Annotated in this window: 22 protein-coding genes; 19 read left to right on the forward strand and 3 right to left on the reverse strand. The window is 37.4% G+C overall.

The window, feature by feature from the left end; translation table 11 throughout:
- Positions 1-66 precede the first annotated feature (66 nt).
- Entirely contained in the window at positions 67-1,551 is a 1,485-nt protein-coding gene (locus N0B48_RS12675; RefSeq protein WP_259839159.1) for a helix-turn-helix domain-containing protein, read from the reverse strand.
- A gap of 125 nt (positions 1,552-1,676) precedes the next feature.
- On the opposite strand from N0B48_RS12675, the gene aceB reads away from it, so the two are divergent.
- The 3 genes from aceB to N0B48_RS12690 all read left to right on the forward strand — a co-directional run bounded on the left by aceB (position 1,677) and on the right by N0B48_RS12690 (position 6,112).
- Positions 1,677-3,254: a malate synthase A gene (gene aceB / locus N0B48_RS12680; protein WP_259839160.1), complete on the forward strand. Its 1,578-nt coding sequence runs from the start codon at positions 1,677-1,679 to the stop codon at positions 3,252-3,254.
- A gap of 247 nt (positions 3,255-3,501) precedes the next feature.
- Positions 3,502-4,782, forward strand: coding sequence for an isocitrate lyase (gene aceA, locus N0B48_RS12685; protein WP_259839161.1), 1,281 nt, complete (start codon positions 3,502-3,504; stop codon positions 4,780-4,782).
- Between the two features lie 940 nt (positions 4,783-5,722).
- A complete protein-coding gene (locus N0B48_RS12690) occupies positions 5,723-6,112 on the forward strand; it encodes an acyl-CoA thioesterase (protein WP_259839162.1) in 390 nt (129 codons plus the stop codon).
- A 130-nt stretch (positions 6,113-6,242) separates the two neighbouring features.
- Here N0B48_RS12690 and N0B48_RS12695 read toward each other — a convergent pair whose 3' ends face one another.
- Complete coding sequence (locus N0B48_RS12695; RefSeq protein WP_259839163.1) at positions 6,243-6,857, reverse strand: phosphatase domain-containing putative toxin; 615 nt, start codon at positions 6,855-6,857, stop codon at positions 6,243-6,245.
- A gap of 633 nt (positions 6,858-7,490) precedes the next feature.
- Here N0B48_RS12695 and queD point away from each other — a divergent pair.
- From queD to N0B48_RS12720, 5 genes are all read left to right on the forward strand, one after another.
- Entirely contained in the window at positions 7,491-7,937 is a 447-nt protein-coding gene (queD, locus tag N0B48_RS12700; protein WP_034731429.1) for a 6-carboxytetrahydropterin synthase QueD, read from the forward strand.
- A 29-nt stretch (positions 7,938-7,966) separates the two neighbouring features.
- Entirely contained in the window at positions 7,967-8,758 is a 792-nt protein-coding gene (locus N0B48_RS12705; RefSeq protein WP_259839164.1) for a UDP-2,3-diacylglucosamine diphosphatase, read from the forward strand.
- A gap of 179 nt (positions 8,759-8,937) precedes the next feature.
- Positions 8,938-9,921, forward strand: a complete 984-nt coding sequence (locus N0B48_RS12710) for a LuxE/PaaK family acyltransferase (protein WP_259839165.1) — start codon at positions 8,938-8,940, stop codon at positions 9,919-9,921.
- Between the two features lie 26 nt (positions 9,922-9,947).
- Positions 9,948-10,439: a phosphate ABC transporter permease gene (locus N0B48_RS12715; RefSeq protein WP_259839166.1), complete on the forward strand. Its 492-nt coding sequence runs from the start codon at positions 9,948-9,950 to the stop codon at positions 10,437-10,439.
- A gap of 6 nt (positions 10,440-10,445) precedes the next feature.
- Positions 10,446-10,991: a hypothetical protein gene (locus N0B48_RS12720; protein ID WP_259839167.1), complete on the forward strand. Its 546-nt coding sequence runs from the start codon at positions 10,446-10,448 to the stop codon at positions 10,989-10,991.
- Between the two features lie 234 nt (positions 10,992-11,225).
- On the opposite strand, the gene aqpZ is transcribed toward N0B48_RS12720, so the two are convergent.
- Entirely contained in the window at positions 11,226-11,945 is a 720-nt protein-coding gene (gene aqpZ / locus N0B48_RS12725; protein WP_259839240.1) for an aquaporin Z, read from the reverse strand.
- A 218-nt stretch (positions 11,946-12,163) separates the two neighbouring features.
- Between aqpZ and N0B48_RS12730 the strand changes: the two genes are divergently transcribed.
- From N0B48_RS12730 to N0B48_RS12780, 11 genes are all read left to right on the forward strand, one after another.
- Positions 12,164-12,784: a DUF5715 family protein gene (locus tag N0B48_RS12730; RefSeq protein WP_259839169.1), complete on the forward strand. Its 621-nt coding sequence runs from the start codon at positions 12,164-12,166 to the stop codon at positions 12,782-12,784.
- Positions 12,785-13,054: 270 nt separating this feature from the next.
- Positions 13,055-13,795 (forward strand): hypothetical protein, encoded by a 741-nt coding sequence (locus N0B48_RS12735; RefSeq protein ID WP_259839170.1) that lies wholly within the window; start codon positions 13,055-13,057, stop codon positions 13,793-13,795.
- A gap of 19 nt (positions 13,796-13,814) precedes the next feature.
- Positions 13,815-14,438: a hypothetical protein gene (locus N0B48_RS12740; RefSeq protein ID WP_259839171.1), complete on the forward strand. Its 624-nt coding sequence runs from the start codon at positions 13,815-13,817 to the stop codon at positions 14,436-14,438.
- A gap of 146 nt (positions 14,439-14,584) precedes the next feature.
- Complete coding sequence (locus N0B48_RS12745) at positions 14,585-15,217, forward strand: sensor histidine kinase (protein ID WP_259839172.1); 633 nt, start codon at positions 14,585-14,587, stop codon at positions 15,215-15,217.
- Positions 15,186-15,863, forward strand: coding sequence for a response regulator transcription factor (locus N0B48_RS12750; RefSeq protein ID WP_259839173.1), 678 nt, complete (start codon positions 15,186-15,188; stop codon positions 15,861-15,863). The genes N0B48_RS12745 and N0B48_RS12750 overlap by 32 nt, the downstream gene beginning before the upstream one ends.
- Before the next feature lie 159 nt (positions 15,864-16,022).
- Entirely contained in the window at positions 16,023-17,363 is a 1,341-nt protein-coding gene (locus N0B48_RS12755) for a T6SS phospholipase effector Tle1-like catalytic domain-containing protein (protein ID WP_259839174.1), read from the forward strand.
- A gap of 187 nt (positions 17,364-17,550) precedes the next feature.
- A complete protein-coding gene (locus N0B48_RS12760; RefSeq protein ID WP_259839175.1) occupies positions 17,551-19,476 on the forward strand; it encodes an ABC-F family ATP-binding cassette domain-containing protein in 1,926 nt (641 codons plus the stop codon).
- 251 nt (positions 19,477-19,727) lie between these two features.
- Entirely contained in the window at positions 19,728-20,084 is a 357-nt protein-coding gene (locus tag N0B48_RS12765; RefSeq protein WP_259839176.1) for a hypothetical protein, read from the forward strand.
- A gap of 544 nt (positions 20,085-20,628) precedes the next feature.
- Positions 20,629-23,013, forward strand: coding sequence for a TonB-dependent receptor (locus tag N0B48_RS12770; protein WP_259839177.1), 2,385 nt, complete (start codon positions 20,629-20,631; stop codon positions 23,011-23,013).
- 51 nt (positions 23,014-23,064) lie between these two features.
- Positions 23,065-23,637 (forward strand): hypothetical protein, encoded by a 573-nt coding sequence (locus N0B48_RS12775; RefSeq protein ID WP_259839178.1) that lies wholly within the window; start codon positions 23,065-23,067, stop codon positions 23,635-23,637.
- A gap of 354 nt (positions 23,638-23,991) precedes the next feature.
- Positions 23,992-25,326 (forward strand): trigger factor, encoded by a 1,335-nt coding sequence (locus tag N0B48_RS12780; protein ID WP_259839179.1) that lies wholly within the window; start codon positions 23,992-23,994, stop codon positions 25,324-25,326.
- Positions 25,327-25,622 lie beyond the last annotated feature (296 nt).

Below are 25,622 nucleotides of genomic sequence, written 5' to 3' on the forward strand. Positions count from 1 at the left end.
CTATCAACTATCAACTATCAACTATCAACTATCAACTATCAACTATCAACTATCAACTATCAACTATCAACTATCAATTATCAATTGTTTTCTGATCTTCTCAATTGCATTTTTCATACTGAGGTTAAAGTGTTCTTTTTCCAGTCGGACCGGCGGGGCCTGTCGTACTTCACAATCCGGAATACTGCAGGATTCGCAGGTAACTCCTACATTGACCGTTTTTAAAGTCTGGGATTTTACAAAACCGATTTTTTTAATAGTCTGCGAGTTCAGTAAAATACCAAGACAGTAGCTTCTGTTGCTGCCGTCTGAAAACGGGTTTTTCTGTGAAGTTGAAATCACAAGATAGCTTACTCCCTGATCCTTGTAATGCGAAATCTGAGCATCCGTAAGCGTTTCATTCTCCTTTAAATGGTGTAAATTTTTGACAGCAATCCATCTTCGGCAGTAATGTTCATTCATAGCGTTCGCATGCGGTGCCTGCTGGTGATTCAGATGAAGTTCCTTTAAAATCTGGATCTTATCCGAATCTTTTTTCTTGACCAGACACAGGTAGAATAAATCTTTGATGCCCAATTCAGATGAAAGCAGATTGGTCAGTCGGTAATAAAACGTTTCAGGAGAATCTGTAAAACTTTCAATCAGCGCTTCAAAACTCTTCGGTTCCCATGTATTTTGGAGTAAAAATTCTGAAGTTTTTTCAAGCGTTTTTTCCTTTGAAATTAATAAAGCACCGGCGAAATAAGAAGCATAAAAATTATTCAAAATTTCTTCAAAACTCCCAAAATCCAGCCATGAATACGTGTTTGGACGAATTTTAAGGTCCAAAACATTGAATCCGATTTCTTTAGCCATGATAAAAGTTCGCTGATCTTTTTCAAGTTTCTTATTCAAAAGCAGCAGTTTCTGCTCAGGAATATAAAGGGAACGCAGATTATCCAAAGTTCCGAACTGTTCAAAATCCTCAGATCTTATGCTGTAGTGAAATTTTTCAGTAAGAATGTTTTCTAAAACAGATGCTCTCAGATCCTTACTAATATCCAGTCCATTTTCTTTGATAAATTCTACCGTTTTTTCCTCAATTTCAGGAAAGTGATTATCATAAAGTTCCTGGAAAGACCTGAGTACAGCAAAGTAAAAACGTTCCTTCCCTAAATTATAATTCTGCGAGATTTCGATCAGAGCATTAATAAAAGCAGTTACTTTTTTGGGCGCATCACTAATGATACTGATCAGATTGTTTTTGCTGATGCCAAAGAGATCCAGCGGTACTTCCTTGAAAAAATCGGACTGCAGAATTTCGTTGAATGGAGCTAAACTTTTGTCAAGTTTGGTAGAAACCAGTTCATCAAAAGTGCAGCTCAGAGATTCCGAAAGTTGGATGATCTTATCGTGCTTTGGATATTTTTTTCCGTTTTCAATTTCATTAAGGTAAGATTTAGACAGACCGGTCTTTACCGCAAGATCCTGCAGAGACCAGTTTTTCTTTTGTCTAAGCTGTTTGAGCTTTAGTCCGAAAACTGTTTTGATAAAATCGCTTTCTGAATTCATAGTCAAATATAAATAATTGGATGCGATTATCCGCATAATAAATTTTAAAAATAATTAGCGAACGTTCGCTGGTTGTGAAAATTTTTATTTATGTTTGTAACATCAAATCACAAAATCAATAGGTTATGGAAACCAAAACTCAATTAGAAATAAAAGCTCCAAAGCAGTTTAAAGAGGTTTTTACTCCTGAACTGACCGATTTTCTGGTAGCGCTTCATCAGAATTTCAATCAAAATAGATTAGCGCTTTTAGAAGAAAGAAAAAAAACGCAGCAGCTTTTTGATTTGGGAAATCTTCCGGGATTTTTGCCCGAAACTCAAGAGGTGAGAAACGGAAATTGGGTATGCGCCCCACTTCCTGTTGATCTGTTGGATAGAAGGGTAGAGATCACAGGTCCTGTAGACCGGAAAATGATCATCAACGCACTTAATTCCGGTGCATCAACATTTATGGCCGATTTTGAAGACAGCAGCTCGCCAACCTGGGAGAACTGTATTCAGGGGCAGGTGAATCTGGCAGATGCTATAAGACGGAATATAGATTTCACCGCTGAAAATGGAAAATGCTATCAGCTGAACGAAAAAACGGCTGTTTTACAGGTTCGTCCGAGAGGATTGCATCTTCCAGAAAAACATATAGAAATCAATGGTGAAAAGGCATCCGGCTCACTGACGGATTTTGGAATTTACTTTTTTAATAATGTACAACAGTTGCTTAAAAGTGGAAGCGGTCCCTACTTTTATCTTCCTAAATTAGAACATTATAAAGAAGCCCGCTGGTGGAATGAGGTTTTCGTTTTTGCACAAAAATATCTCGGAATTCCAACAGGAACCATTAAATCTACAGTTTTAATAGAAACCATTACAGCATCTTTTCAGATTGATGAAATTTTATTTGAGCTGAAAGAACACAGCGCCGGCCTGAATTGTGGAAGATGGGACTATATTTTTTCATTCATCAAAAAATTCAGAAATCTTCCTGAATTTATGGTTCCCGATAGAGATCAGGTGACTATGGCTTCTCCTTTTATGAGTGCTTATTCAAAAAGAGTGATTGAGATCTGCCACAAAAGAAACGTTCATGCTATCGGTGGAATGGCTGCACAAATTCCTGTCAAAAATGATGATGAAGCCAATGCCGCTGCTTTTGAAAAAGTAAGAAAAGACAAAGAACGTGAAGTGAAAAACGGTCACGATGGAACCTGGGTGGCACATCCGGCTTTAGTGTCAATAGCGAAAGAAATTTTCGATCACCATATGCCTGCACAGAACCAGATTGATAAAAAGTTTGAATACCATATCAAAGAAACAGATCTGCTGGAAGTTCCACAAGGCGAAATCACTGAAAAAGGAGTCAGAAAAAACATCAACGTAGGTATTTTATATCTGGAAAGCTGGCTGATGGGAGTCGGTGCAGCAGCCATTTACAATCTGATGGAAGATGCCGCAACCGCAGAAATCTCCAGAACACAGCTCTGGCAATGGCTCAAAAATGATGCTAAGCTCGATAATGGTCTTGTCCTAACCAGAGAAATGATTCTCCAATGGGAGGCTGAAGAAATAGAATATATTGAAAAATACGTCGGCGAGGAACGTTTCAAAAACGGGAAATTCAATTTAGCCAAAGAGCTTTTCAATGAACTGATATTCTCAGAAAAATTCGAAGAATTCCTGACCTTTAAAGCGTACCCGTTTATTGAGTAAGAGCGTGGGAGAGTTTTGGAGTTTCGGGATGCGGGTTTGGTGGTATGAGGACTGAGAACTAGCATTTGTAAATCATCAACCCAAAAAAGTTTTGGGGTACGGGTTTCGTGGTTCTAACTAGCAACTAGCAACTAGCAACTAGCAACCAGCAACTCCAAAACTCTAAAACTCTCCGACACTCAGACACTCCAACTCTCAAACACCCAAACACTCTCCCCTTAATACAAAACAACAAATCCAAAATATTATGAAAACAAGACAAGAACAGATCCATGCTATAGAACAGGATTGGCTGAACAATCCCCGCTGGGCTGGAATAAAAAGAACGTATACTGCTGAAGAAGTATTAAAGCTTCGCGGTTCTTACAAAATTGATTACACCATTGCGACGGAAATGTCCAAAAAATTCTGGGATAAACTGAATAACCAAGATTATGTGGCTGGACTTGGTGCATTAACGGGAAACCAGGCGGTTCAGGAAGTTGATGCCGGACTGGAAGCGATCTATCTTTCAGGGTGGCAGGTGGCTGCGGATGCCAACCTATCGGGGGAAATGTATCCTGACCAGTCATTATATCCTGCGAATTCAGTGCCTTCTGTGGTGAAAAAGATTAATAATGCTTTATTGAGAGCAGATCAGATCCAGTCGGTAAGTGGGAACGGAGATAAGGAATATTTAGTTCCGATCATTGCAGATGCGGAAGCAGGATTCGGCGGAAATCTGAATGCTTTTGAGCTGATGAAGCAGATGATTGAGGCTGGAGCTGCGGCAGTTCATTTTGAAGACCAGCTTTCTTCGGCAAAAAAATGCGGACATCTGGGCGGAAAAGTTTTAGTCCCTACTCAGGAAGCGATTAATAAACTGGTTGCGGCCCGTTTGGCTTCAGATGTTTTGGGGGTTCCAAGTATCATTATTGCAAGAACAGATGCTGATGCGGCAGACCTTCTGACTTCAGACATCGATGAAAGAGATCGGAAATTTGTAACCGGAGCAAGAACTTCCGAAGGCTTTTATGTGGTAAACAATGGAGTAGAACAGGGAATAGACCGTGGGCTTTCATATGCGCCTTATGCAGACCTGATCTGGATGGAGACCTCTAATCCCGATCTGGAGCAGGCCAGAAAATTTGCAGAAGGCATTCATGCTCAGTTTCCGGGAAAAATGTTGGCTTACAACTGTTCGCCATCGTTCAATTGGGCGGCGAGATTAAGTGTGGAAGAAATGGCTAACTTCCGTGAAGAGCTTGCAAAAATGGGCTATAAATTCCAGTTTATCACATTGGCAGGTTTCCATGCGTTGAATACTGCTATGTTTGAACTTGCTTTAGCTTATAAAGAAAGAGGAATGGCGGGATATTCTGAACTTCAGGAGCGCGAATTTGCCCTTCAGCAGAAAGGATTCAGAGCGGTGAAACACCAGTCGTTTGTAGGAACAGGATATTTTGATGAAATCCAGAATGTAGTGACGAACGGTTCTTCTGCAACGGTAGCGATGAAAGATTCTACAGAAACAGCACAGTTCCATTAATTATTTTCCATTAATTTTTATAAACAGCAAACCTTCTCATGATTGGGAAGGTTTTTTTTGAACGAAAAAGAAGTCACTAATCAATTGAAATTATGTAAAAAATATCAAAATAATGAGCAATGTATTTTAATTATTAAGATTCATAATTGGTCTTCCTTTTCATTTTTTTTACAATATAGTAGCGTTTTGCTTAATTTTTTACATGTTTTTCGAGGCTGTTGTGGTCTTTTTTCTGTTAATAAAGTGTTATCTTTTGGAAAAAAATGTGTTAACATCATATCTGTTACTTGTTGAAATTCAGTGTTTTGTATATTTTCGTTGTTAACAGCTCCTATAATCGCTTTATTCTTTTTATCATTTATCCTAGTTTTGAACAGAACGAAATGACACTGAATTTTAATGTATTGTTTCACTGTTTAAAAAACACTTTTATGAAAACAAAAAATATTCTCTTTTCTGCCCCAAGTTTCATTTTTGGTTTTATCCTTAGTGCATTAATTATATTATTGATTTCCTATTGTACGGGATTTCTTTAGAAATGAAAATTAAGTAGAAAAAAATATACATCCGGATCATACAGATCAGTTGTAAAAAAAATTGGTGCCCCTGCCAATGCCCATGATTTTTAGATCATCACTGAATAAAGCAGCAGTATGGAATATCTCGAAAATAAAAGTAAAGATGAAAAAAAGGATTTTCCGTTGTAATCTATTGAAAATTACAATATCATAAAAAAGTGATTGTCATAATAGGGAAAAAGTAGATTCTAAAAACACAAATGATGATGATGAAGTATGCGCCGATGGGCCGGCCTGCTTCATCTTTTTTATAGGATGATTTCTGGAAAAACACTCAAAATTTAATTCACTTTTAATTCATTGAGGACTGTAATCGGGATCAAAAGTTCATATATTTGATTATTCATGAAGCCGAAAAAACAATGGATTTAATTTATCAGAAACAGATTCAGGTAACTGAAGAACACATAGATCAGAATAATCATGTCAATAATGTACAGTACGTGCATTGGGTGGAAGAAATTGCCGGTGAACACTGGAATTCTTTAAAACATAAGACAGAATATGCAGAATTGGCATGGATACTCGTTGATCATCATATTCAGTATAAAAAACAGGTTTATCTGCATGATATAATAACGGTGAAAACTTATCCGAAGGCTCCGGAAGGCGTAAAACAACCTAGAAAAGTTGAATTTTATTGTAATGATAAGCTTGTGGTAGACTCAAGTACACTTTGGGTTTTGGTCGATCTGAAAACTCAAAAGATGAAAAGACTGGAAAGCGACTGGCTGAGTAAATTTACTGAATAACTGAGTTTATATCTTTTGAAAATGGTATTACATTTAATTTTAGCATAAAAAAAACACCTGAATACCGGTGTTTTTATTGTAAATACCTCTTTTATGCAAACAAAAAAAGTTGTAAAATTTAAATAAAAGGTTAGTTAAATACCTGTGTCTTAATATAGTTCACATCCACATTCTTGATATAATTAATCAGATTGGTATACTGTGGATGGAAATTATAACCTCCGTCTGTCATTTCTTCAGTAGCGTCATGCTTGCTCCAGTTTTGAAAAACAATACGGTACATAGCCATTGTTACCCCAGTCCTGTCACTTCCATGTTGACAATGTATATCTATTGGTTTTGGAGCTGTTTTTATAATTCGCAAAGCCTGGATAATTTCCACATCGGAAACTGACGAGGCCGTCATTGGAACAGAGTACAGATTACCCGTGTAGCTGGTTCCTCCGACATTATCGGTGTGACCTGATCTTAGATTGAGAATGGAAGCTATATTATTTTGATGAAAATAATTATAACCATCGGTATCGGGCTGTTCACTTCTATAGACATCATCATTGACTTTGTAAAGATTATCGAAAGGGGTTCCTGAGACTTTTTTAGCCCATTTTTGAGGTCTTGTTTTAGAAGCAGTAACCAGATCTGAATTTTTGGATGTGTAAGATGATACCGGCTTTGAATCCTCGTAATTTTCAGAATTACAAGCTACAGTGCTTAATGCCAAAATGATGAAAATTGCTTTTTTCATGTTTTACTTTATTTTTAAGATGAGTATGTCGTGTGGGTGACCAGTACTATAGTTCGTATTTTTATTCTACTTTTTCACCTTCCGAACATCTGCAAATTAAAGTAAAACGCAATCAGACTTAATAATCTATAGTCTCCATTTATTCTTCAAAATAAGCGGTACAATCCGGATCATTACAATTTTAATACTCATGGGGTAATAAAAAACAAATATATAATTTTAAATAATATATCACAATATTTTGATTTATTTTTTTTGAAATGTTGTAAAAAGTGTCTAGAATAAAAATCTGCACAAATTATACTATAAACACCAATTTTTTACAGATATCGGTAAATCTGAATTTTTTAGATTTGATCAGAAATTATTTTGATTTATTAAAACAGGTCATGCTGAAAATGAAAATTCTATAGATCTATCCTTCGAAGAATAGGATTAATTCAAAGAATAAAATGAATAATATCAGCAACTTGCAAAACAAAATTAGGAGTAGGTTTTTTTCCTGCTCTTTTTTATTTTAAATTTGAACATTATTTTATGGTTTTTATAAAAGTAGACTGCTATTTTGAACTCGTTTAATGGGTTCAAATCTAATTTTATGGAAATCAGTTATTTAAAAATAATACATTGAGTATGATACGTATTACAAAAATTTTCACATTCGAGACGGCCCATGTGCTGTACAACTACGATGGGAAATGTAAAAATATGCACGGGCATTCCTACAAACTGTTTGTAACGGTAAAAGGAAAAGTGATTAATGATTTGGAGAATTCCAAAAACGGAATGGTAGTGGATTTTGGAGATATTAAAAGTATCGTGAAATCTGAGATTGTGGATCTTTGGGATCATGCGGTTCTTGTTAACGCATTGTCGCCCCACAAAGAACTGGGCGAAGATCTTGAGAATAAAGGACATAAAGTAATCTATTGCAGCTTTCAGCCTACCTGCGAGAACATGCTGTATGCTATAGCTGCCAAAATAAAATCAAAACTTCCGGCTGAGGTTTCTCTGGCCTACCTTAAACTTCACGAAACGGAAAACTCTTATGGAGAATGGTTCGCAGAAGATAATAAGTAACAGTAATTTATCCATAAAAATTCAGACCGGTGTTAAAAACAATTATTAATTTAGAACCTGGAAAAAAAGTGTATTTTGCTTCAGATCAGCATTTTGGGGCTCCTACGCCTAAGGAGAGCAAAGTGCGTGAAGAGAAATTTATCCGCTGGATGGACGAGATCAAAGAAGATGCTCAGGTTTTGTTTTTAATGGGTGATCTTTTTGACTTCTGGCATGAATGGAAGCATGTGATTCCAAAAGGATATGTACGTGTTCTCGGAAAAATAGCCGAACTGAAAGACAGAGGAATTCATATTTATTTCTTTGTGGGAAACCATGATCTGTGGATGAAGGACTATCTTGAAGAAGAGATCGGATGTACCGTTTTTTATCAGAAACAGTATTTTGAGATGGGCGGAAAGCAATTTCTGTTGGCTCATGGAGACGGTCTCGGACCTGGTGATAAAGGTTACAAAAGAATGAAAAAACTGTTCACAAATCCTGTGGCACAATGGTTTTTCAAATGGCTGCATCCGGATATTGCCATGAAAATGGCTTTGTATCTTTCGCAGAAAAATAAAATGATCTCCGGAGACGAGGATAAGGCGTTTTTAGGAGAAGACAAAGAATTCCTGATCATCTATTCAAAAGAAAAACTGAAGAGCCAGAATATTGACTACTTTATCTATGGTCACCGTCACCTTCCAATGGTGCTGGATCTTGAACAGAAAGCAAAGTACGTCAATCTGGGCGACTGGATTTCTTATTTTACTTATGGAGTTTTTGAAAGCGATTTTGAGTTGAAAACTTTTAAAGATGGCACAAAAAAAAATTACCCCTGAGAGAGGTAATTTTCGAATGAACCGAAGCTCACTCTTGTTTTTAATCCATATTCCGAATAGGTAGTTGCAAGAAGTTTACCAAAGTGTAAATCTTCGATTAAAAAATATTAAAAAAAATATACTTTTTATGTAATTCATTCATTGTGAGTTGGTAATAAGTTAAAAAATAGTCTTGAAAATTGGAAAATATATTCAGTATACAGACAGAAAAGGATTTTCTGAATGCCTCATTGGCAGCTTTTCATTACCAGTATGAAAATGTCGAGATATATAGAAAGTTCGTGGATTATCTGAAAATAAACCCGGATGAGATCAACAGTCTGGCGAAGATTCCTTTTTTGCCAATAGAAATGTTTAAAAACCATCAGATTTTAGACAGGAATGCGTCTACAGATCTGTTTTTTCAGAGTTCAGGGACTACGCAGATGAACCTTTCAAAACATTTTATTGCAGATCCTGATCTCTATGAAGAAAGCATTTATAAAAGTTTTGAACAGTTTATAGGAAAGCCGGAAGATTTTATTTTTCTGGGCCTGCTTCCAAGTTATCTGGAAAAACAGAATTCTTCTTTGATTTATATGGTTGATTATTTGATGAAGAAATCTGCAAAACCTGAAAACGGGTATTTTCTTTACAATCATTCGGAACTGTTTGACCTTTTAAACCGTTTGAAAGATAAAAAAGTCATTCTTTTCGGGGTTTCTTTTGCGCTTTTAGATTTTCTGGATTCCGTTGAGTCTCTTAATTTTTCAATTGAAGAATCTCAGAATCTGACGGTTATTGAAACCGGAGGAATGAAAGGCAGAAAAGAGGAAATGACAAAAGATGAGCTTCTGAAAATTCTGCAGAATGGTTTTAAAACAGACAGAATCTACTCGGAATATTCCATGACGGAATTGCTTTCACAGGCCTATTCGCTTGGAAATAACAAGTATAAATGTCCCAACTGGATGAAAATATTGGTACGAAATGCAGAAGATCCGTTTTCTTACGAACAGGAAGGGAGAACCGGAGCGGTTAATATTATAGATCTGGCCAATATCCACTCGTGCTGCTTTATTGCAACGCAGGATTTAGGTAAAACACTCCCGGAAGATAAATTTCAGGTGCTTGGAAGAATAGACCACTCCGATATCCGGGGATGCAGTTTATTGGTTTCTTAATTCAAATAATAACTTTTATGGATCTCATGAAAAATGTATTTACAGTTTTACTACTGATCGGATTATCCGGTTTAATGTCTGCTCAAAAAAAAGCAGAAAAGGATATCTGGTCCGGAACTTATATGGTCAATGAGATGAGTAACGGAGTTGTAACAACGACTGATACTTTGGTGGTTGTAAGAATGAAGGATGCTGATGCTGAGGAAGTTCGGGATAAAGAGAAATCAGATCTGGTTCGCTGGTCTATGATCTCGAAAAGAGATGGTGGTAAAGATAAAATCACCGTTAAGCGGTTTTTATTTGACCTTGCAAATGATGAGGATGAATACAAAGAATTTGGCTTAACAGATATGCATAAAGAAGGAAAAATAAATTGTATTGACGGCGGACATTTTTTTATCTGCCAGACGGCGCCTGATACAACCGTTGCATTCGGAAAAGAAGAAACCTATTTTACTAAAACAGGTTTTTTTGGAGTCTGGTTGCATTATGGTGTCGTTGAACTGCAAAAAAAGTAATATATAGTGCTGAAAATAGAAGAACTTGTCCATGCCTATATCCATTCCCACTGCGATTTCGAAAAAGAAATTGTATTGACGAATTATTTCCAGGCCGACTGGGAAGCGGATATGCTGTTCATAGATGCGGATGGTTTCAGCCATGAAATAGAGATCAAGCTTTCTAAAAGCGACTTTAAAAACGATTTCAAAAAATCATATCTCAATAAAGAAACAGGAGAGAAATTTCTGAAACATGATAAAATTTCTTGTGGCGATTATATCTGCAATGCTTTTAGTTTTCTGCTCCCGATGGGAATGATAGACCATAGTTTGATCCCTGAACACTGTGGAATTATTGAATTTTACCACAATGCTGATACCTGGGAAACTGAATTTTATCTTATTCGCAGCCCGAAAAGAGTCCATGAAGATCCTTACTGGAAACTGAATGACAAAGATCTCTTTATCCGGAAAATGGCCCTGAATTTACTACAGCGTAAAATGGAAATCAAAGGAAAACAGGAAGAGTTGATCTTTAAAAATCCTTTTGATATTAAGAAGATGAAGTAGATGTCAGATGTCAGATGTCAGACTTGAGACTGGAGATATGAGATCTTTTGTGGTGAATTTTTAGTTTCGGGATGCGGGTTTCGGGATTCGAACCAACAACTGTGAACTAGCAACTGTCAACTAACGCTCCATTCATACACTCTCAAACCCTAAAACTCTCCGACACTCAAACTCGGACGCATAAAAATAGGCCGCCAAAAATGACAGCCTATGTTTTTTATATAGTGATTGGTATTAATCTGCTACAACTTCCGTTGAATCTCTCTGAAGCAGGAACTTGTAGATCAATCCTCCTACAATTCCTCCCGCAATAGGCGCTACCCAAAACAGCCAAAGCTGTGACATCGCAAGCCCGCCGGTGAATACTGCCTGTGAAAGGGATCTTGCCGGGTTTACCGAAGTATTGGTAATCGGAATAGAGATCAGGTGGATCAATGTCAAAGCAAGACCGATAGCGATACCTGCAAATTTTCCATTAGCCCATTTGTCTGTAGCTCCCATGATTACAATCAGGAAGAACGCTGTCAGTAAGAATTCTGCCAGGAATGCAGCACCCATACTGAAAGCTTTTCCGTTGTAGACTGCTTCTCCATAAAAATTGGTGGCAAAAGCTCCCGGTTTAGAAAAATCTACAGCTCCGGAACCACTAAGGATTACATAAAGACATCCTGCAGCTACCAATGCTCCAAGACACTGCGCTACCACATAAGGAATAAGGTCTTTTGCCGAAAATCTGCCTCCAGCTAAAAGTCCGAAAGATACTGCCGGATTGAAATGTCCACCAGAAATATGCCCGACAGCATAAGCCATCGTAAGAACGGTAAGACCAAACGCTAAAGCTACGCCCAGCAGGCCAATTCCGATATCAGGAACTCCGGCAGCAAAAACCGCGCTTCCGCAGCCACCGAAAACAAGCCAAAATGTGCCGAAAAATTCAGCAAAAAGTTTTTTTATCATGTTGTTTATTATTTAAATGTATCTCAAATGTAAAATTTAAATTTTAAAATAAAAAGTTAAAGTGGAAAATATTTTAACTTTTTTTTAACTGAAATTTAAAGATTTAATAATTTGGTTTGATGTTTGTTGGGAATTTTTTCAGGATGGCATTATGTGAGGCTTGAATGACATAGCATAAATGTTTATCTTTCGTTTAGTAATTTAAAAGCAGGTTAATGAGAAAGTTTTTGTGTGTGGCCTTTGTGCCTTTTATGTATAGCTTTTATTATTCGCAGGGAACAAAAAAAACTGTCCCTTGTTATGATCTTTCGTCGGTACTGAAAGTAGAACCAACGGCGCTGTACAAGTCGCATTTGGATGCTTCAAAAAGTTTTGGGGTAAAACTGCTGACAGATTCCAAAACAGTACAGAAATACATCAACAGCGGAAAATTTCATAAAATAAAAAAAAGTGGAAAAGGCTATCGCGTTCAGAAGCTTGATTACAGCCGGGCTTATATGGTTTCCAAAGCGAAAGCCACTCTTGAAAAGATGGCATCCAGATTCAGCAAAGAAACAAAAGGACGTACCTTCACTGTTTCATCCATCACCAGGACACTTGAGGACCAGTGCAGGCTGAGAAGGGTAAATTCGAATGCTTCAATGGGGATCAGTTCCCACAATTACGGAAACTCTTTTGATATTTCTTATATCCGTTTTAATGATGTCCTGAAGTACAATCCGAAAATGGAAGTGGCACTGGAGAAAGTTTTAAAGTATTATGCAACGGCTGGTAGAATTTATTACATCAAAGAAAGACAGCAGAGCTGTTATCATATCACGGTAAGGAATTATTGATTTTCTTTTCTTCATTTCCTTTCAATTTTAATTCCTGCCATATTCCAGAATTCAGGAAACAATTTCATTATCGTTTTTAAATCTGTTATAGCTGTATCTTTCTGTCTATACAGACTTTTCAGTCATATATCACAAACTGCCTGATACTGTTTTGTGGATTTTTGAAGCCTAAAATTAAATTTGTTTTACGGATAATAAATTTATGATACGATTATTTGTGCAGGAGGTTTAGTTTATATAATTTTATGGCACTAAACAAACCATGAAATTATGAACGAGAACGATTACAAACTGGCGGTCGCTGAGTGGCGCAAATGTAGGCCAGATTATTACTTGATCACCCAACTGATCAAACAAACCAATCAAATCTTTGAACTGTCTAAAGAGCAGATTGATAAAATCAAAGAGAAAAATAATTACCCGGACATCTGTGCAGAAGTAGGTGTATTTGAAAACTGCATGGTTCTGATTTTCCTTCCTTTGGATGAGACGGGACATATTGATAAAAGTGTTGTTGAATATCAGTACACCAAGCTCCAGGTATTTAAACAAAATATAAGACTGCAGGAAACAAAAGAATTTACCGTTGTCAAAAATGCTGTTCTTTCTAGTGAACTTACAAAAATAGATGACAATACCAATACAAATCTTCCGGTAACCAACCAGCCAATTCTTGACCAGGATATCGCTGTAGAATCGATTGAGCGTTGGAAAAATGAAGGAATGGAATGGTTCTTCCGCGAGTGTACAGAATTCGGAGGAGAAAGAATTTTTAAAAGATTTTATATTCCTATGGCGGATCTTTCTCACCCGTATCCGGAAGTTACCGGGATCAAATGTTCGTTTGGTCTCAGATACAACGATATTTACCAGAGAATGCTGGTAACGGTGATCTTCATCTCGTTCCATCAACTTCTTCAGGAGGGAGAAAGCACAGAAACTATTTCAAATACTTACGATTGGGCGAAACCATGTCCGCCTGTCTGCCGTATTCCTGAACTTGGATTTTAAATACGTAGTATAGATAGGAATGACAGATTTTTTTAAAGTAATTTTATTCCTAAACTATGGTCTGCTTCTGTCCATCATACTTTTGGGAGCAGCAAAATACCGTATACTGAATAATAAAGAGAAGCAATATTTTCACTGTATTGCTTTTCTTTTTTTTATAGAACTGCTGAACCTGGTTCTGCCTTATGTGTTCAATCTTAATGATACCTCTTTTCTGTATCCTCTGTACATAGCCGGGGAATTTTTCCTGGTTACCGCCTTGTTTATCAGGAAACTGGAGATTCCGAAGTGTTTTCTGGGTATCACAGCACTGCTTGCTGCAGGATTTATGGTATCAAAGTATATATTTAATTATCCTTTCAACAGTGATATTGTCAAAGTAATTTCCAATATTATAATCATCTGCCTTTCGGGGATTGCCCTGATCCGGGAGATCAAAGATGCTTCTACACAGAACCGTTTCCTTCTCGTAGATGCATGTATTTTTTTCTATTATTCCGTTTCGGTCTTTATTTTTATTATTCAGCACCAGATCGCGAACCTGTCAGAAAATGACTATTATATTATTCTAAGTGCGAATAATATTCTGTCAAGCATTTTATACTGTTCATTTTTATATACCTTCATCAAATTAAAGAAGTAACCTTAAATATTAGCCTGCTGATCCTTATAATTGTTACCATAGCAGTTATCGTATCCTTTATTCTCATTGCCTACCGGTCTTTTATCAGCCGGATCATAAAAGAGAAAAATGTTCAGCATCAGGCAGAAGTCCTTCACCAGAAAAAATTGGTACTTGAAAACATCAAAGCACAGGAAGAAGAGAGAAAAAGAATCGCGGTGATGATTCATGATGATATAGGAAACCGTCTCAATATCCTTTCATTGTGGATGAATAACCTGGATACCAAAGGCGACGAGGTGATCAAGAAAAATATTTACGGACAGATGTCGTCTCTTATTGATGCAGCCCGCAGTATTTCCCATTCATTATACCCAGTCAACCTTGAATCGGTGGGATTTGTTCTGTATGTAGAAGAACTGATCGCTAACCTTTCACACAAAATCAATATCTCTATGCAGGTAATGCCCGGATATGAGAAAAAAGATATCTTTGTGGAGGTACAGTTGTACAGGATTATCCAGGAATTTACAACCAATGTGATCAAACATTCCACAGCGACGGATCTGTGGATTTATATCAAAGATTATCCCAAGAATATGGCGGTAATCATTTCAGACAACGGCCAGGGATTTGATTATGATCTCGTGAAAAAAGGAATGGGAATCAAGAATATCGAATCCAGGATAAAATCCATGAATGCCGTCCATAAATGGAAAAGTACTTTAAATAAAGGCAGCCGTTTAATCATTATAATTCCAAAAAACAATGAACTCCCAAATCAAAATAGCCGTAATTGATGACGAACAGCTGATCCTGGAAGGGGTCAAAATGCTGCTTTCGAATGAAAAGAATATTTCCGTTTGCCTTACGTCCAATAATGGCCCTGATTTTATTGAGAAACTGGGAAGTCTTTCGGAAGACGATTTTCCGCATATCGCTCTGGTAGACGTACAGATGCAGCCTATGAACGGCTTTGAACTGGTAGAAATTCTTAAAGAAAAACATCCTGAGCTCAGAATTATCATCCTTTCTTCCCATTATAAAACTTCCATTCTGGGATATATGGTCAAGCTGGGCGTTTCTGCTTTTCTCCCTAAAAACTCGGACAAGAAAACATTTATCGATGCCATTACGATGGTGTATAAAAATGGCGTTTTCTTTACCGCTGAAGACCATCAGATGCTGTTTACCTATATGAACAGTTCTGCCAAGAAGAAATCTCTTTTTGAAATGGAAGACGAACTGTCTGAGCGGGAAAAAGATGTCGTAAAACTGATCTGTCAGGAATACACCAATAATGAGATCGGGGAGAAGCTCTTCATCAGCCCCAGGACGGTAGAAAGCCACCGCCAGCGGATCCTGGAAAAAATAGGAGCCAAGAACACAGTAGGTATTGTTATCTACGCCGTTGTGAACAATATATATTCTCTAGATAAAATGTGATTCCGTAGAAATACGGAATTTTTTATTTGGTATTTTTCACGCTAGTATTGCTTTTCCTTCTTCCGTTAATTTGAAAAATAAGTTTTTACGGAAATCAAAACAGAATCAGATCATGAAGATGTTGAGGAAAACTTTTAATAATTAAAGCAAAACACAGCGATGGAAAAAGATAGAATACGATCTGTCGGAATTTTTTTTGACGGAACAGGAAATAACGGGATCAATGCAACAGCATCTGTCAGACCTTCATCCAACAATGAAAGCTACAAAGGAGCACCCACTAATATTTTTAAATTATTCAACTTACTTAAAGGAGACAGTAGAATATATGTAGAAGGAATAGGAACAGTTACAGGAGACGAAGACAGTAATTTCGCGATGGCTACATGTTCCAATCCACCGGATGCACAGGGATATTCTTCTGATGACAAGTTGCAGAAAGCAGATCTTTATGTGCAAAATCTTGTTGTAGATCAAAATATAGAGTACCAGTTTTATGTCTATGGATTCAGCAGGGGAAGCATGCTGGCAAGAGAATTTTGCAACCAGCTTGTGACGAAATATCCTTCCGTAAATGTGACTATAAAGTTCCTGGGCGTTTTTGATACCGTTGAATCCAAACCTTTTAATACCTATGATATGGGGTTGCCGCAGGAAGTTGAAAATGCACTGCATATGTGCGCAGTCAATGAATGTCGGTTCTTTTTTCCGCTTACCGGATTTTTTGAGAATTCAAAAAATATGCAGGATACCAAAACCGAAACGGCCGGTTCTGTATGGAAAGAAGTTTTTGTTCCCGGAGCCCATGCCGATGTAGGAGGAGGGTATTTGCCGGCCGCACATTCCGTATATATTTCTACAGATTTTATTAATGTGAATGATCTTAATGACTATGTTTCAGATGTAAGAAACGCGAAAACCGATGCTGAAGGAAATAAGATCTGGGATGCATTGCTTTCAGATTTTAAAATTGAGAAAGGAGTTGTTCTTTCGCAGGCTTATATTTCAAAAGAACTCGTGCTGAACACGCTTCCGTTCGTATACGGACGCATCATGCTGGAGGAAACCAATAATGCCGTGCCTGGAATATTTAATACGGATCTTGCGCAGTCAGGTCTTGAGATTACGGATGATCCATTCCTTTCGGATTTTTATAAAGCCCTTTCAGCCTATGTCGTAAGCTTTACACCGGATATGAAACCGAAGTATGATTATTCAGCTTTGGCAGACTATACCCATATTTCAGCCAATTACGGAACGTACAGGGATCCGACGGATCATAAAACCGTGGAGAAAATGGAAGCAGAGCTTATCAATAACGGTCTGAATGTACCCAGCAGTACATCCATAGACCGGGGAATTCATACCAGACTTCTTACCGAACTGCATCTTCCCGAAGACAGTTTTGTAGCAGATTTTTTGTATGGAACCAATATCCCGAATAATGATATCTGGAGCCGTACGATCGAAATGAGATCCATAGCGGCAGAACAGAATTAGATAAATACGTTAGTACTTTTCAGTTTTAAATTTAGGTTACGAAGGGATGTCTGGCAGGGCATCCCTTTTATTGTACCCAATAACGGTGCTCTGGAGGCGCCCGTTTTTATTTCTGGGCTATTCATTTCTTTTTCCGTACTTTTGCACCCGAAAATTCATTACTCATCACTAATTTTTATTTAACACAATGCTTTCGGTTCAAGGTTTAGGATTACATCATTCAGGAAACTATCTGTTTCAAAATACAAATTTCACCATTAAAAAGGATGATAAAGTAGGTCTCGTAGGAAAAAATGGAGCAGGGAAATCTACTTTATTGAAAATGCTTTCCGGGGAAATTAATTTCTATGAAGGAAGTGTAGTCCGCGAAGGAGGTGCTACCATCGGTTTTCTGAAGCAGGATCTGGATTTCGTAAAAGGAAGAACAGTCTGGGCAGAAACCATGCAGGCTTTTGAGCAGATCAACGCCTGGAAAAACGAGCTGGAAGACGTGAATCACCAAATGACTGTAAGAACAGACTACGAAAGTGATGCTTACACGGATCTGATCAATAAAATGACAGAACTTAACGACCTTCTGATGAACCATGACGCTTACAATCTTGAAGGCGATATGGAGAAAGTATTGTTCGGTTTAGGTTTTAGAGCGGATGATTTCCAAAAAATCACCGATGAATTTTCAGGAGGCTGGAGAATGAGAATTGAACTGGCAAAACTGCTGCTTCAGAAAAATGACATCATGCTTCTCGATGAGCCTACCAACCACCTGGATATGGAATCCATTATCTGGCTGGAAAACTTCCTTAAAGATTATCCCGGTGCCATTGTTCTGGTAAGTCACGATAAGCAGTTTATGACGGCTGTCTGCAACAGGACTTTTGACATTAACAATAAAAAAGTTGACGACTATAAAGCCAACTATTCCAAATATCTGGTGATGCGTGAAGAGCGCCGTGAGAAACTGATCGGGGCGAAAAAGAACCAGGATGCAGAGATCAAGCAGATGGAGGACAACATCAATAAGTTCCGTGCCAGTGCTACCAAAGCATCTTTCGCACAGTCATTGATCAAAAAATTAGACAAAATCGAACGTATTGAAGTGGATAATGAAGACGTTTCAAAATTCAACATCCGTTTCGTACAGTCTATGGTTCCCGGAAAAGTTATTTTTGAAGCGGAAAATTTAGGAAAAGCCTACGGGAAGAAGCAAATCTTCGATAAAGTAGACTTTATTGTTCAGAGAGGAGACAGAATTGCTCTTTTAGGACAGAACGGACAGGGTAAAACCACTTTAGCGAAAATCCTTGCCGGAGATATTAAAGACCATACAGGAACCTGGAATTTAGGACATAATGTAAATATCGGATATTTCGCCCAAAACCAGGAAGAAGTACTGACTCCGAATAAAACCGTTTTAGAAGAAGCTGAAGATGCAGCAACGGAAGAAACGAGACCAAGAGTAAGAGACTTATTAGGATCTTTCCTTTTCCAGGGTGAAGCTGTTTCCAAGAAAACAAAAGTACTTTCCGGAGGAGAAAGAAACCGTCTGGCACTTTGTAAACTGTTGCTTCGTCCATTCAACACGCTGATCATGGATGAGCCTACCAACCACCTTGATATTCAGTCTAAGGAAATTATCAAACTGGCTTTACAGAATTTCGAAGGAACATTGATCGTGATTTCTCACGACAGAGAATTCCTGGACGGACTTTGTGATAAAATCTACGAATTCCGTGACGGAAGAATGAAAGAATTCCTTGGAAGTGTTGGAGAATACCTTGAATACAGACAAAAGGAAACCCTTAGAGAGATCTCTGCTGAAAAAGCAAAACTTCATAGCGAAGTAAAAGTTGAACCAAAACCGGCTCCGAAAGAAGTGATAGTTGAAGAAAAATCATCAACTATCGTAAGCAAGGAGCAAAAAAATATTCAGAATAAACTAAAGAAAGTAGAAGAAAGAATTTCCGAGCTTGAAGCAGAAATCGAAAAGTACGAAGCTTCATTCACCAAAGAAAATCCTTCCGAAGAAACTTTAGAAAAATACAATAAAACGAAGGAAGAGTTAGAGGTTGCTTTACAGGAATGGGAGCATTTGGGGTCTCAATTGAGCTAAGAGTTTTTGGAGTTGGAGTGTTTGAGAGTTTTAGGGTTTGAGAGTATAGAGGTTTTGGTTGCTGGTTGAAAGTTACTACTCGAATCCCGAAACACGTATCCCGAAACTTTATTATCTGAAATCTGATGTCTGATGTCTGAAATCTAGCATTTTGACTCTCCCCCTGTAACAAACTATCACTTTCACCGACCTATCGAATAGTTTTTACACAGTGTTTAATAAAACTTAAATTATTTTCATACTTTTGAAGCATGATTTTTAAGGAAAGCAGAAATCTGAAGAATTTTATTTCCAAACTTTTGTTTGGGATTTACTTCATTGCGCTGTTTTCCCAAAGTTTTCACCATCACGATGCTGTCGATTATTTTAAGAACTACAATTTTAAAAAGACAGAAAATACAATAGCTAAATCTTCAGCTAAAGAAAAGCCGGGCGACTGTCTGGCTTGTCATTTCTTAGCGACAGGAAATACATTAGTTCCGGACGAGTACCATTTTACCTTCGATCATTTTTCGTACGAAGTAGAACAGGTTATTGCCGTCCAGGAAAAAATATGGTCTCAGACCAAATTCACTTTTCAACTTCGGGGGCCTCCCGCAGTTTCATAAATCATAGATTTTTATGGGCTTTAATTCATTTTAAAGTTCAGTACTTTGGGTTTAAAGCTAATGGCTGATAGATGAGGATTTCGGGTTTCCGGATTTTGGTTTATCGAGGTTCGGGATACGAGTTTTGAGTTCGTTGTTTAAGGCTGGGAGATGAAAGAGGGAAGACAGAAGTCTCTGCAGGTCTTAAATGGAATATCATTCTTGTTGAGCGGATTCGGGATACGAGGTTCGAGATTTCGGGTTTTTCGGGATACGAGGTTTGGGTTTTTAAGTTTGAGGGTTTGAGAGTATGTGAGTGTAGAGTTGGGTTACTGGTTAACAGTTACCAGTTCGAATCCCGGATCTCGCATCCCGAAACTTTATTACAACAAAAGTCTCACGTCTGAAATCTGATATCTCACATCTGACATCTGACATCTCATCACTTACCATATCAGTCATTCCTACATTTTACATTGTAATTTTTACAATTTAAAATAACCCCTTTTAATAAATTTTTTACGAAAAAATGTACCTGAAACGGTACACAATCAATCTATAGACAATGAAATTGATATATAGTCTGATGTTGGTCTTTTGCGGACTGGCATTGATAAGTGCACAAAAAACTTACTCGGTGGAAGGAACCGTTCACGATTTTCACGATAAAACCATGCTGGAAAATGCTGTGGTGAACATCGGCGGATTCACTGCGAAAACAGACAGTAAGGGTAAGTTTACATTTAACAAAATTCCTGCGGGAAAATATATACTCATTGCCAAACATCCTGATTGTAATGATTATACTGAAAATATAGCAGTTACTCAGGATTTACACTTGGTAATTACACTGGAGCACCATAGCCAGGATATTGAGACGGTGACCATCCATGGAAGCCATAAATCCAACGGTTCTTTAATCATCAAAACCCTTGATAAATCTGAAATTGAGAGAAATTCTACGGATAATCTTGGTAATTTGTTATCAAAAATTTCAGGGGTTGCGACTTTAAAGACAGGAAATAATATCTCAAAACCTATTATCCACGGATTGTACGGAAGCAGAATTGCTATTTTCAATAATGGAGTGAAGCTTGCAGAACAGGAATGGGGGGTGGAACATGCTCCCAATGTTGATATTAACAATTTTCAGCATATCGATGTGATAAAAGGAGCTTCCGCACTGAAATACGGTAGTGATGCCATAGGCGGAGTCGTGGTGCTGGAACCTGAGGTTTTCCCTAAAAAAGATACGATAAAAGGCTCAGTTGGGCTTACCGGAATTTCCAATGGCAGAGGACTTGGATTGGATGTAGATGTGGCGAAGGTCTGGAAAAATGGATGGGCAGTAAAGACCCGAGGAAGTATCAAGAAACTAGGAGATCAGAGCGCTCCGGACTATAACCTGAAGAATACGGGAATGGATTTCTCCTCCTTTAATTTCACGGTTCAGAATAATACCTACGAAAGAGGAATTTCATTTGATTATTATCTGACTAATCAGAATATTGGAATCTTGAGAGACTCACATGTTTCCAGTTCAGGGGATTATGACAGAGCAATGACGGCAAATCCTCCGGTTTATTCAGGGAAATTCAGCTATGATATTGATAACCCGAGACAGGTGATTGAGCATCATATTGCCAAAGTTTCAGCGTTTAAAAGATTTGAGAATATCGGAAAACTTTCCGCGACGTACAGTTATCAGTACAACCACAGGCAGGAATATGATATCAGAAGAGGGGAATTGAAAAATACACCTTCTTTAGATCTGGAGCTGATGACGCACCAGTTTAACCTTAATGATTTACTGGAAAGGGAAAAATGGTCTCTGGAGACAGGAATTGATGCCAGTTTTCAAAACAATTATTCAGATCCTGCCACAGAAGCAAGACGTTTGATCCCTAATTATGATAAATATGCCGCTGGAGTTTATTCTGTGTTTAAATACAAAATCTCTCATGAATTTAATTTTGAAGCAGGGGCGAGATATGATTTCACACGTTATGATGTGACCAAATGGTATGATCAGGCTGATTGGGATAAATTATATGCCAACACTTTTCCACAGTTCTATGTGAAGAAAGACAAGAACAGAATTTTGACACGTCCTCAGCTTAACTATAATAATGTTTCTTTCAATGCAGGTTTGGAGTACCGTCCGAATTCCAGCTTTGATTTGAAATTTAATTATGCAAAAGTGGGCAGATCTCCGAATGTGGCAGAATTGTTTTCAGACGGACTGCACCATTCAGCAGGGGTGATTGAGACCGGAAATATGGGATTGAAAAATGAAGAGGGACATCAGTTTAATTTAACGGTAGATTCAAAATTTAATGTTTTAAAAGGACTGAATGTTTCCGTAAATCCATACTTTTTCATTACCAAAAACTTTATCAACCAGGTTCCTGTAGGAATTAAGGGAACAATCAGAGGCGTTTTTCCTGAATGGGAATACCAGCAGATTGATGCCAAAATGTATGGGGTAGACCTGGACATCAACTGGAAACTTACAGATGACCTTACCTATGTAGGAAAAGGAAGTTATGTACACGGGCAGAATGATACAGATAATGAGCCTTTAATCCTGATGATGCCACCGAATTTTTCTAACGCATTGCAGTTTAAAAAGGAAAAATGGAACAACTTCTATTTTACGATAGAAAACCAAACGTTTTTAAAACAAACCAGATTCCCGATCCGAAATGTTGACCTTGAAGTGTATGTGGATGGCGAATTGGTGGATAAAACCATTGATTTGAGCACACCGCCAAACAGTTACTCACTCTGGAATATCCAGACGGGAATCAATATCAGCAAAAATCTTTCTGCAGGACTTATCGTGAATAATCTTTTCAACACTTCGTACAGAGATTATCTGAACCGTTTGAGGTTCTTTGCGGATGAGGCAGGAAGAAACTTTATATTAAACTTTAGATACAAATTCTAAGGATTCAGAAAAAATATTACATTAAAATTTTACAAACTTAAAATTCTAACAATGAAGACATTATTCAATACTAAAAATATCATCAGATTACTAGCCGTTTTATTAATCACTTTTACTGCTATTTCTTGTCAGAGAGACGGTTCTGTAGCAGAGGATGATCTTCCTCAGGAAGAGCTTACCAATATCATTTTATTGGTGAAAGAAGATACTCCGGGAGCTACGGCTATCGAATATAATTACAGCATCGGAGCAGGAGGAATTCCTACTATTCCATTGAAAGACGGAAAGTCTTATACGGTAGAAGCAAAATTCAGAAACGGAAACGAGGATGCTACTCAGGAAATTATTGATGCTAAGGATGAACATTTCCTTATTTTCGACTTTCCAAAATCTAATATCACCGTGACCAGATTGGATGGAGGTGACTTGAGAAAAGATGGAAAAAGAGTAGGATTAAAAACAAAATGGGATGTGACACAAACAGTTGGAGGAACGGCTCCATTCCTGAAACTTACCCTGATTCATGAGCCTCAAAGTGTAAATGATGCCAAGGCCGGAACTGCCTGGGGAAGTGTAGTTGGAGGAGAAACAGATGCAGAAGCGACTTATAATCTAAGTAATTAATCTAAGTTTGGGAAGTTTGGAAGATGGAAGATGGACGTTACTTTGGACAATAAGTACTTAACAATTTCATTTGAATGTATTGAAGTCGTTTTAAAAAGATTAATAAAAATACCTGTAATTCAATCTTTGGACTTCAATAACTTCCCTCTTCGGGCTTCTGACTTCCTTACATCATGATAAAACTGAAATGTCTTATCCTGAACTCACGTTAATTAGAATACTTCACATAAACAAAAAACCACTGATATTTTCAGTGGTTTTTTATTTATAGACATTTGACGACTAAGAATTGATTAGAAGTAGGTTATTCTCATAAAATTTTCATATTTTTGCAACCTAAAATTTTAATCAATAATGAAGGTTACCGCACAAAACCATGATGACGTAAGTGCATTACTTACAGTGACATTGGAAAAATCTGACTACAAAGAAAAAGTAGAAAAGCAGTTGATTAATTATGCTAAAAATGCGCAAGTTCCTGGTTTCAGAAAAGGGAAAGTGCCTTTAAGTATGGTTAAAAAACAATATGAAGCAGGTATTGCATTCGAAGAAATCAACAAACAGGTTTCTGACGCATTGAACAACTACGTTAACGAAAACAAGTTAAGATTAGTTGGACAGCCTGTTCCTCAGCCAGTAAACCAATTGGACTACAACGCTGAACAAATTGAAGTTGGTTTCGAGGTAGGATATGAGCCTGAATTCACTATAGATTTAGCTAAATATGAAGCTCCTCATTATAAAGTAGAGGCTTCTGACAAAGAAATTACGAAGAGCATTGAGAACATGCAGAGACGTTTTGCGGAGCAGGTTCCTCAGGATAAAATCGGTAAAGATTCTTATATCGCTTTAGAGATTTCTCAGGTTGTAGAAGAAGATGCTGAAGGAGAGCACCACCACCACCCAAAGAATGCTACCATTACAGCTGAAAACAAAGAAGCTTTCAAATTGGTAAAAGCTTTGAAAATGGACGGTTCTGTAAAAGTATCTAAAGAAACTCTTGCCTCTGACGAAGAATTAGCTAAAGAATTAGGATTCACTAAAGAAGAAGTTGAGCACTTACACCATGCTGAAGTAGAAGTTAAAGTAAAAGATTTCTATGCATTGAACTTAGCTGAACTTAATCAGGAGTTATTCGACAAAGTATACGGAGAAGGAACTATTACATCTGAAGATGAGCTTAAAGACAAAGTAAAATCTGAATTGGATGAGTACTTCCAGCAAAATGCTGACGTTCACTATGTGAATAAAGTATTGGAGCAGGTTACTGAAAAAGAAGAAGTGAAACTTCCTGAAAATTTCTTAGTAAAATGGTTAATATTCTCTAATCAGAATATCCAGTCTGAAGACCAGGCTAAAGAAATTCTTGAAGCTGAGAAAAGCCAATTAAGATACCAGATCATTGAAGGTAAATTAATGACGGATAACGAGATCAAATTAGACTATGCTGATGTATTGGCACAGGCTGAGCAGTTGGTAAGAAACCAATTGGCGATCTACGGAATCCACCACTTAGGTGATGAAGAAATCCAGAAATATGCTGTTGAGATGTTGAAAGACCAGGAGCAGGTAAGACAAATTTCTTCTGAAGTAGCTATGGCTAAACTTAAAGATGTAATCCTTGAAAAAGGAGGAAAAAAAGAAACTAAAATCTCTCACGACGAGTTTTTAGAAGAACTTAAGAAATAATTTATTTCAATATAAATATTTGAAAACCTCTGGGAAACCGGAGGTTTTTTTATGCCCGATTTAAAGGAGTTTCTATTTATTTAACCTAAATTAAGGATAAGAGCTTTTTGTTTTAATGAGGGTAAGAAAGTTGGAAGCTCCGGATCTGAGTGTTTCTGTTAATCATGTCAAGGTTCAAACCTTGACATGATTACTCAAAGGCACAAAAGGAAATTCTACCTTTCAGTAAATCCCAATTTTCGGCCCCTGTCACTCTCTTCCGCATCATCTTTTCACAGGCCTATTCTCTTAAAAAA

This window comes from Chryseobacterium herbae, from assembly GCF_025154075.1.
In the GTDB taxonomy this organism is placed as follows: Bacteria; Bacteroidota; Bacteroidia; order Flavobacteriales; family Weeksellaceae; genus Chryseobacterium; species Chryseobacterium herbae.